The organism is Microcoleus sp. CAWBG27, assembly GCF_020883145.1.
Taxonomy (GTDB): Bacteria; Cyanobacteriota; Cyanobacteriia; order Cyanobacteriales; family Microcoleaceae; genus Microcoleus.
This window is the reverse complement of record NZ_JAHREU010000054.1, coordinates 1-9,889: the sequence shown is the minus strand read 5'-3', so window position 1 is coordinate 9,889 and position 9,889 is coordinate 1. Positions and strand designations below refer to the sequence as shown.

General features: G+C 44.6%; 8 protein-coding genes and 1 pseudogene. 6 read left to right on the top strand and 3 right to left on the bottom strand.

Going from position 1 to position 9,889, the window contains the following annotated elements:
• Positions 1-10 precede the first annotated feature (10 nt).
• Together rplI and dnaB are read left to right on the top strand one after the other, a co-directional pair.
• Complete coding sequence (gene rplI / locus QZ938_RS24205; protein ID WP_293127513.1) at positions 11-469, top strand: 50S ribosomal protein L9; 459 nt, start codon at positions 11-13, stop codon at positions 467-469.
• Positions 470-642: 173 nt separating this feature from the next.
• Positions 643-3,981 carry a replicative DNA helicase gene (gene dnaB, locus QZ938_RS24200; protein WP_293353837.1) on the top strand — a complete coding sequence of 1,113 codons (3,339 nt, stop codon included), beginning with the start codon at positions 643-645 and terminating at the stop codon, positions 3,979-3,981.
• 188 nt (positions 3,982-4,169) lie between these two features.
• On the opposite strand, the gene QZ938_RS24195 is transcribed toward dnaB, so the two are convergent.
• Together QZ938_RS24195 and QZ938_RS24190 are read right to left on the bottom strand one after the other, a co-directional pair.
• On the bottom strand, positions 4,170-4,775 hold the full coding sequence (locus QZ938_RS24195; protein ID WP_293127508.1) for an FKBP-type peptidyl-prolyl cis-trans isomerase: 606 nt from the start codon (positions 4,773-4,775) through the stop codon (positions 4,170-4,172).
• A gap of 257 nt (positions 4,776-5,032) precedes the next feature.
• Entirely contained in the window at positions 5,033-5,359 is a 327-nt protein-coding gene (locus tag QZ938_RS24190; RefSeq protein WP_265235356.1) for a phasin family protein, read from the bottom strand.
• Positions 5,360-5,575: 216 nt separating this feature from the next.
• Between QZ938_RS24190 and QZ938_RS24185 the strand changes: the two genes are divergently transcribed.
• The 4 genes and pseudogenes from QZ938_RS24185 to QZ938_RS24170 form a co-directional block, all read left to right on the top strand.
• The gene (locus QZ938_RS24185) at positions 5,576-5,932 is read left to right on the top strand and encodes a zinc ribbon domain-containing protein (RefSeq protein ID WP_293154815.1); all 357 of its coding nucleotides are present in this window, start codon (positions 5,576-5,578) and stop codon (positions 5,930-5,932) included.
• 76 nt (positions 5,933-6,008) lie between these two features.
• Positions 6,009-6,974 (top strand): N-acetylglucosamine kinase, encoded by a 966-nt coding sequence (locus QZ938_RS24180; protein WP_293154807.1) that lies wholly within the window; start codon positions 6,009-6,011, stop codon positions 6,972-6,974.
• Between the two features lie 279 nt (positions 6,975-7,253).
• On the top strand, positions 7,254-7,910 hold the full coding sequence (locus tag QZ938_RS24175; RefSeq protein ID WP_293353839.1) for a hypothetical protein: 657 nt from the start codon (positions 7,254-7,256) through the stop codon (positions 7,908-7,910).
• Between the two features lie 414 nt (positions 7,911-8,324).
• Positions 8,325-9,233 (top strand): annotated as a pseudogene (locus QZ938_RS24170) (RNA-guided endonuclease InsQ/TnpB family protein); the annotation flags it as partial.
• Between the two features lie 385 nt (positions 9,234-9,618).
• On the opposite strand, the gene QZ938_RS24165 reads toward QZ938_RS24170, so the two are convergent.
• The coding region (locus QZ938_RS24165) for a transposase (RefSeq protein WP_367181853.1) at positions 9,619-9,889 on the bottom strand (271 nt) is incomplete at its 5' end.

Sequence of the window (9,889 nt, the reverse complement as noted above, 5' to 3'; positions counted from 1 at the left end):
AGCAACGATCATGGCCAAGCGCGTCCAATTAGTTTTAAACAAAGATGTCAGCAAACTCGGCAAAGCTGGCGACGTAGTAGAAGTAGCCCCAGGCTACGCCCGCAACTACCTAGTACCCCAAGGAATGGGATTTAAAGCCACTCCCGGCATTCTCAAGCAAGCAGCCCGCCGCAGAGAAGAAGAAAGACTGCGCCAGCTAGAGCTCAAGCAGCAAGCAGAAGTCCGCAAAACCGCCCTGGAAGCAGCCGGGCCTTTCATCATCTCCAAGCAAGTCGGCGAAGGAGACGCGATTTTTGGTACTGTCACCAACCAAGAAGTAGCAGAGCTGATCTTCAACTCTACCAGTCAAGAAGTCGATCGGCGCGGCATCACCCTGCCCGAAATTCGCGGCACTGGTACATACAAAGCTGAAATCAAACTGCACGCAGAAGTTACCGCCGAAGTTGATGTTCAAGTTGTTCCGATGTAATAGTAATTGGTAATTGGGCATTGGGCATTGGGCATTGGGCATTGGGCATTGGGCATGAAAGCACTGGTCAATAGTTTTTCCAATAACCAATAACCAATAACCAATAACCAATAACCAATAACCAATAACCAATAACTAATAACCAATAACTAATAACCAATAACTATTGACTAATGAGCGATTTGATGCCGACAAATATAGAGGCAGAGGAAGCAATTTTGGGCGGGATTTTAATCGACCCCGAAGCTATTTCGCGAATTGCTGAAATGTTGCGACCGGAGTTTTTTGCCATCACCGCTCATCAAGTCATTTATCGATCGGCATTAGGGCTATTTTTGCAAGGTCAACCGACGGATTTGATGACCGTAACAACTTGGCTGACGGATCGCAACCAGTTAGAACAAGTCGGAGGATTAACTAAATTAGCACAATTAGTCGATCGCACAGTTTCAGCAGTCAACATCGACCAATATGCCGCCCTAGTCGAAGACAAATATCAGCGCCGCCGATTGATCGAAGCGGGCAACAACATAGTACAATTAGGTTACGAGACATCAGCGCCACTAGAAACAGTCTTAGACCGCGCCGAACAAGAAGTTTTCAGCATCACTCAAGACCGCCCGCAACAAGATTTAGTATCCATCGGCGAAACCCTAAACCAAACATTTCAAGACTTAGAAAATCGCAATGAAGGCCTCACGCTTCCCGGTATTCCGTGCGGTTTTTATGATTTAGATGCGATGACAGGAGGCTTTCAGCGATCGGATTTAATCATCGTTGCTGCCAGGCCGGCAATGGGCAAATGCGCCACGGATGAGGCTGCTATTGTACAAAGCGATGGAAGCCTTGTTACCATTAAAGAAATCTATCAAAAACGTCAAGCAGAATTACTAACATTAGGAAAAGATTTGCAATTTCACCTAACTAGACCATCAGCTTTTATAGATGATGGAATTAAGCCTGTATTTCGGGTAACAACCAGACTGGGACGTTTTATAGAAACTACGATTACACACCCATTTTTAACAATTAAGGGTTGGCGACAGTTGGCGGAAATACAAGCAGGCGATAAGATTGCTGTACCTCGCCGGATGAATGTTTTTGGTCGAGAAACCATCCGCGACTGTGAAGTTAAGTTATTAGCTTATCTAATTGGCGATGGGTGTTTGACACAGACTGCGCCACACTTCACCAATGGAAATACTGCTATACTGAAAGATTTTGCTGAAGCTGCTACTAGCTTCGGAGGTCTTAAGCTGCGATTCAACGATCAAGGGAGACGCGCACCCGAATATCGCCTTATCAGCGATCGAGAAAGTTACACAGATAGTATAAAAAACTTTGGTTATAATTTACAAATAATCCTTCTCAAACGAGATTTCGATGCTAAAAAATTAGCGCGAGAATTGGAAATTAAACCGCGATTAGTCCGGTCTTGGATGGAAGGAATAGCATTTCCCAATCAAAAATTATTTAGTGGCATTTGCAGAGTTTTAAGAGTAGAACCAGAACACCTAGCCGATGAGGGAATGGATGTTATTAATACAACTCATAAAAATCCCCTGACACATTGGTTAGAAAAGTTAGGTCTGATGGGAAAAGATGCTCACCAAAAAACCGTACCGGATATAGTGTTTAGATTGCGGCGATCGCAAGTTGCCCTTTTCCTCAACCGCCTCTTTTCCACTGACGGCTGGGCTACCGTACTTACCAGCGGTCAATCTCAGCTAGGCTACTGTTCTGTCAGTGAAGGACTAGCCAGACACGTACAGCATCTACTGCTGAGATTTGGCATCATTGCCGCCCTCAAAAAGCGTTTAGTCAAATACAAAAATACTCGCAACCCAGCTTGGTTTATTGATATTACTAATGCAAAATCTATCAAAATATTCATATCAGAAATTGGGATTTTTGGCAAAGAGGCAGCACTAGCTAAAGTAGAAGAAGCACTAGAAAATAAAATATCTCACAATAATCGCGATTTAATTCCTGTCGAGGCTTGGGAATACCTAGCATTAGCGAAAGGCAACGAATCTTGGGTATCGCTAGCAAAACGTGCAGGTATCAAAGGTTATTCCAATATTCACGTTGGTAAACGTGCGCTGTCCAGGGAAAGATTTTTAGTTTTAGCAACTGCTTTAGATAATTTGTCGCTGAAACAACTAGCAAATAGCGAGGTCTACTGGGATGAAATAGTTTCGATCGAACCGATGGGAAACAAGCAAGTCTATGACTTAACTATCCCAGAGACACACAATTTTGTTGCTAACGATATCTGCGTTCACAATACGGCCTTTTGTACCAATATCGCGCACCACATCGCCGCCGGACAGCAAAAATTGCCGGTTGCCGTTTTTAGCTTGGAAATGTCGAAAGAACAGCTAGTGCAGCGTATTCTGTCCAGTGAAGCCAAAATAGAAAGTAATAGATTGCGATCGGGCAGAATCAGTCAAAACGAATGGGAACCCATCAGTACAGCCATTGGTAACTTATCAGAACTACCGCTGTTTATTGATGATACTCCTAATATTACCGTGATGGAGATTCGCTCCAAAGTCCGCCGCCTCCAAGCAGAACAAGGCGGAGCTCTCGGATTAATTTTGCTAGATTATCTACAATTAATGGAAGGTAGCAGCGACAACCGCGTGCAAGAATTATCTCGAATTACCAGAAGTCTCAAAGGTTTAGCCCGCGAACTCAACGTGCCGATTATTGCTTTGTCTCAGTTGAGTCGAAGTGTGGAAGCGAGGACAAATAAGCGGCCGATGATGTCAGACTTGAGAGAAAGTGGCTGCTTAACAGGTGATAGTTGCGTAATGCTAGCAGATACCGATGTACGCGTACCAATTCGTGAATTAGTAGGGAAATCTGGCTTCACCATTTGGGCGCTAAATCAAGCCACCATGCAGTTAGAAAAAGCTGTTGTTACCAATGCCTTTGCTACAGGTGTGAAACCTGTTTTGCGACTGCAAACTCTTTCGGGACGGGCAATTAGAGCAACGGCTAATCATAAGTTCTTAACCATTCAGGGCTGGCGGCGATTGGACGAGTTGAAAATAGGCGATCGTATTGCTTTACCTATGCAAGCACAGCTTGAAAACTTATATTGCGGCACAACCCTTTACCAACAAAACTTCCGTCGAGAAAGAGCAGGAAGATTAGCTACAATTGTCAAATCTGATGAACTTGCCCTCTTATCTAAGAGCGATATTTACTGGGATGAAATTGCATTAATAGAAGTTGATGGCGAAGCGGAAGTTTACGATTTAACAGTGCCTGCACTGCATAATTTTGTCGCTAATGAAATCGTAGTCCATAATAGCATCGAGCAGGACGCGGATTTAGTAATTATGCTCTACCGAGATGAATATTACAACCCGGATTCGCCCGATCGCGGAATTGCCGAAGTCATCATCACCAAACACAGAAACGGCCCCACAGGCATCATCAAACTAATATTTGACGCTCAATATACCTCGTTCCGCAATCTGGCATCTCCAAAGCGCTCTTAAGAAGGAAGAAGGAAGAAGGAAGAAGGAAGAAGGAACACACAGCAAGCTTGAGCACGATCCGTATTTTACGTTTAATTTAGGTCAATCTACTTAAATCAACCAGGATTTACGCATAAACCCGGTTTCTCAAGACAAAAACCGGGTTTACAAACAGCTTAAAAGTTTTACGCTTAGTTAGGTTGAGCTACCTAGCCAGCGATTTTCAATAATTCCACATCAAAAATCAGCGTAGCATTAGGAGGAATCACCCCGCCCGCACCGCGAGCACCGTAACCTAGTTCAGGGGGAATAATCAACTTGCGGCGTTCTCCAACTTTCATTGTACCGACACCTTCATCCCAACCCTTAATTACTTGACCGACGCCAATTTTGAACTGAAAAGGAGAATTGCGATCGCGCGAACTATCAAATTTTGTGCCATCCTCCAAAGTGCCAGTATAGTGCACTACAACCGTCTGACCGGTTTTTGGAGTCGCCCCATTACCTTCTTTCAATTCAACATATTTCAGACCTGAACCTGTGGTGACAGTTTTCTCAGTATTTCCAGTTTTCTCAGTATTTCCAGTCATGTTATTGCCAGCGATAGTAGCTGGTTCTTTTGGTAAATTAGCATCAGCTACTAGCAAGCTATCTTCAGTGAAAGACTTCGCTGAGAGTATCTCAAGCGCAGCATCGGTTAAAGGATTATTCACTTCGGAGGCAACTGCTGTAGGTACATAGCCGCTCATTTGAGCGACTATCAAAAACACAAAGCAAACCAGCATTATGCCCAAGCTGACCAGAATTCCTTGCACAATTAATCCTCCTGACACTTTTAACCGCGATATCTCAGATATCTAAGACATCTAGTACAACAAGAACCACAAAATTTTATCTGAACTTTTCCGCCCAAAAACAGCGGGTGCCAGTTAATTTTAAAGGCAAAAGAAAGTATGAAGTCAGAATCTTTGTAATTCTACCTTCTGCTTTCTAAAGAAGTGCCCGATCGAGCCTTCTGCGTTCGGGTGACAATTTTATCACAAGTCCGAGCAGCGAGAGCACGCGATCGCACTTAGCGCCAGTTACGGTTTTCTAGATCCCGCATCTGACGTTCGAGTCGATCGAGCCTGCCGCGCAACTCATCCATTTCCGACTGTCGGGGAACGCCCATATCTTGCAGCATATTCCGGAGTTGGCGCTGCAACTGCGTATCCCAATTTCCCTGCTCGGACTTGAGATGTTCAGTCACGTCATCGACAAAGGTTTTGGCTTGCTCGGGATTGATTTTGCCATCTTTGACCCATTGCTCGCTGGCTTCCTGCAATTTCTCCGCCACCAAGGAGGTAGTACCAATGCCCAGCATTACCAGTTGTTTGAGTAAGTTGCTATTGTTATCCATAGATTTTTCCTACTGTTTGCCCCAAAATACCCGATCGGCTCAGGTCGCCTGCGGTCGCTGCGAAACCCTTTGTACAATTTTAGTTACATCAGCACTGACCTACCTTTCTATTTTGGAGCATCCAGCAGCCTGCTGGCGAGTTTAACCCGCCCATGGGCGTTCGGAAAACCCGCTAAAAAGCCTCCCGACAAAATTACCCCATCACCCTGCTATCCAATGCCTGAGTGTCCCCGCTGTCACCAACCTGTAGACTCCCAAGCGATCGCCTGCACCTACTGCAAAACCCCTCTCAAAGCTTTCGGTCATCCGGGTATCCCCCTCTATCGATCGCCATCGGCAGAATTTCTGTGCGCTACCTGTATTTACCACGAAGACGACACCTGCAACTACCCGCAGCGTCCCTTCGCCAAGGAATGCACGCTTTATCACGATCGAGCTGAGCCGCTGGTACCACAGACGAGCCGTTATATCAGTGGCGGCTGGCCCCAATCAATCAAAAATTGGTGTCAGCGAAATGTCATTTGGTTGGCTTTATTTGGTTTAATTATTATTAGCATTGCCCTGTCGATTTAATCAAATTATATCAAGCGTAGAATAGAGATATCTGCGTCGGTCGGGCTTGCTATGCGGTTCATTCTCTAAATTATCCATGAGTTACGTATTCGGCATCGAGGGCGGCGGAACTAAAACTATCTGCGTCTTAATAGACGAAAACAGAGTTGTTTTGGGACGGGGGGAAGCAGGGCCGTCAAATTATCAAACGCAGGGAATCGAGACAGCCAAAAAATCTATTGAAGTGGCCATCGAACGAGCAGTTATGTCCGCTAAAATAGAGGCAAATAGCAATCTCAACATAGAAGCAATTTGTCTGGGACTAGCAGGCGTCGCGCGTCCAAAAGATATTGAAATAGTGCAATTTGTAGTGCAGAACTTGCAGTTGACAAAGACTTTACCAGTAACTCGATCGCTCTTGCCCAGAAATATTGTAATTTGCAGCGACTGCGCGATCGCACTTGTGGGCGGTACGGGCAATCCAGTCGGTATCGCGGTTATTGCTGGAACTGGTTCGATCGTTTTCGGCCAAAACCGTCAAGGGAAAACCAAACGAGTCGGCGGTTGGGGATATATTTTAGGCGATGAAGGTAGCGGATATGACATCGCTGTTGCCGGTTTGCAAGCTGCTTTGAAGTTCTGTGATGGACGCTCGGAGTTTACCGTGCTGGCGGAAAAATTTCAACAGCATTTACGCCTCAACAACCTAGAAGAATTGGTAGAAGTCATTTACCGGCGGGGTTGGGGAGTGACAGAAATTGCAGCTTTAGCCCCGATTGTCGATCGAGCAGCAGCAGAGGGCGATCGCGTCGCTGACGGCATTATTAGTCGTGCTGTGGCAGAATTAACATTTTCCACCGAAACAGCTATTTCAGCGCTGTTTAGCCCCACAGAGGAATTTGAAATTGTGACGATCGGAGGTGTGTGGGGTTCAGAAGCTAATTTCCGGGGTAGGTTTGAAAGTGCGATAAGTGCGATCGCCCCGAATGCTAAAGTAATTTCGCCCCGATCCGAACCAGCTTTCGGTGCAGCGTTGTTAGCATTAAACGCTCTCAAGAATTAAGCTCGTCCGGCGTTTCCTGCTAGGATTTCAGCTTAACTGCTAAAAGGACGATGAATCCCAATCTCTCCTTTATCTTCCTTATCTTCCCGATCGCCCCAGCCTTGCCAATTTTCGAGATTTTGCCAAAATTAAAAATTCTTGATTATCTACCTTATCTTCCCAACTTGCAGAATTTCCACCTGCCATCATTAAAACATCAAATGAATCCGAAACGCGAAACAGATTTAGCAGTAGTACATTCCATAAGTAAAACAAAACAAAACCAAGGAGCCAAATTATATGATTACTTCTCACAAATGGCGTTCAGCAACAGCAGCAATCCTCGCAGCAGGCATTACAGTTGCAACCAGCGCACCGCTGGTGGTAGCTACTCCCGCGCAAGCTCAACAACGAATTTCACAATATGATAGCATCCGAATTCCGTCGGGCAGTGTAATTCCAGTTAGCTATGAAAAAGAAAAAATTGTTGTTACCCGCGATGAAACTGTACCTTTAACTTTAACAGTATCGCGAGACATCCGCACAGATCAAGGAAGAGTATTAATCCCCGCAGGTAGCCAAATTGTCGGGGAATTGCGACCGGTTAGAAGGGGCAATCAAAGGGGTACTCAATTTGTTGCCAGAGAGTTAATTGTCAGCCGCCGCCAACGCTATCGGATTGATGGCTATTCCGGAGTTATTACCAGAACCGAAAGAGTTCAAAAAGGTGCCGGCACAGGTTCAGTAGTCCAAGGTACAGCATTAGGCGCAGCAGCAGCAGCAGCCCTAGCAGGCATTACCGGGGACAAGGCAATTGCCACTGAAGAAGTATTGGGAGGCGCTGGCATCGGCGCATTAGCGGGAGTATTGTTGGGGCGGCGCAGTGTTGACGTGATCGTGATTCGCCCGGAAGAAGATTTATCAATCAGATTGCGATCGGACATCGTGCTGCGGTAATATTAAAATCTTCCGATTAAGTATTTGCAGCAAAACATTGTCGATCGCAAACTTGTGGTCTCCCGATAATTGGCTAGGCATACTATTAAGGTTGTGCTTGGCCATGTTTGTTGGCGGAATTATTGGATGGGGGGTTGACAAAGGCTAGACAAATAAGGTAATAGAAACACTTGACAAACCTAGACGACAAAGCGTACTATTGAGAAAGTTATTTAATTGATGCTTGTGCTGTTATCAATCAAGACCAAGTTAAAATTAACAAGTGCCGAAAAACAATTGATGAGTAAACACGCTGGGCGTTGCTGATTTACGGTATGAAAGGCTAAATAGGTCTGTCATAGAAACCAGTATCCACAAAGGTTTTGGATTTTAAACTTATTTTTTTCATACCATGATTAAGCAACGCCACACGCTGGAATAGCTCGTTTTACTTACAATTGGGGTTTGGCGACTTGGCAAAACTTGTACCAAGATGGATTAAAGCCCAACAAATATATTCTCAAAAAGTTTTTCAATAATTACGTCAAGCCAGAGCTGGAATGGATTAAAGAAAAAGGGATTTGTCAAAAGATCACTCAATATGCTTTCGACCAATTAGGTAATGCGTTCGATCGTTTCTTTAAAGGACTGGGTGCTTATCCCCATTTTAAAAAGAAGTTTCAACACGATGCTTTCACTCTTGATGCTGGTGGCAAGCCGATGAGAGTTGGCGGGGTAAGGATTAAATTGCCTACAATTGGCTGGATTCGGACGTTTGAAGGATTGTCAAATGTTACTACTTCTAAAATAACAATTTCTAGGATTGCTGATGACTGGTATTTATCTTTTGCTTACGAGCAGAGTCAGCAAGTAATAGCCAAACAATATGAAGTTGTTGGTGTAGATTTAGGCGTGAAAACTTTAGCTACACTTTCGACAGGAGTTGTGTTTGAAAATCCCAAGTATTACTACCAAGAGGCTGCGAAACTGAAGCGACTGCAAAAACAACTATCTAGAAAAAAGAAAGGCAGCAATCGCCGATTTAAAGCGAGAATGAAAGTGGCTCGTCAACACAGTCGAATTGCCAATCTCCGCAATAATACTCTTCATCACGTTACTACTTATTTAAGCAAAAACCACGCGAAAGTAGTAATTGAAGACCTAAACATAGCAGGAATGATGGCTAATCATAGGTTGGCTAAAGCAATTGCTGACTGTGGATTTCATGAATTCAGACGACAACTAAAATATAAGTGTCGAAAATTTGGTTCCGAACTAATGATAATTAGTCGGTGGTACCCAAGTTCTAAAACTTGCGTGCGATTCGTTCAGTCGAAACCGTAAAAACGGGGGATGACAGGCTTCTATGGGGTAATCCCTAAAGGATTGAGTTCGCACTTTAATCCCCTATAGATGCCAACTAAATTACCTTGTATGTGACTGCAAGTATCCTAGAAAGCAGAAGTCATACCCTATAGGTGCAGTAGTGACAGCGCTACCCTTACTAAAGAGATTGGTTATCAAATTGGTAAAGCGGGGTAGAAAGGTGGTAAATGCGAACTGTACGCACCAACCCCATCAAGCATGAATCTATGAGTAAAAGCTCCGGCTTGAACCCACGTTTGAACCATCGTCATAGAAGATGGGCTACGACAGTTATTGCCCAAGCCAAAAGGCAGAGATAACGGTGCTGGCAATTGCAAGTTTGACCAGTATGCACTACCCAGGGCTATTTCATTCTAAACAGATTCTTCAAAAAGTCTAGACCATAGCCCGCGAGCCGTTGTGCCTGTGCCATATTTGTTTCTCCAGCTTCTCGATAAAGATTGAGTGCTAAATTACGAGCAATTGCAAAAATGGCCGGGAGGTCGCCGACTCGAACTCTAGAAGCATCTTCTCCTTGAGTCACATCTCGGACATAGTGGACTTTATTTTCAACGCCCCAGTAATCGCGAATTCTAGTTGCAAATTGTTCCACCGTTTCATCCAATGAACTAATG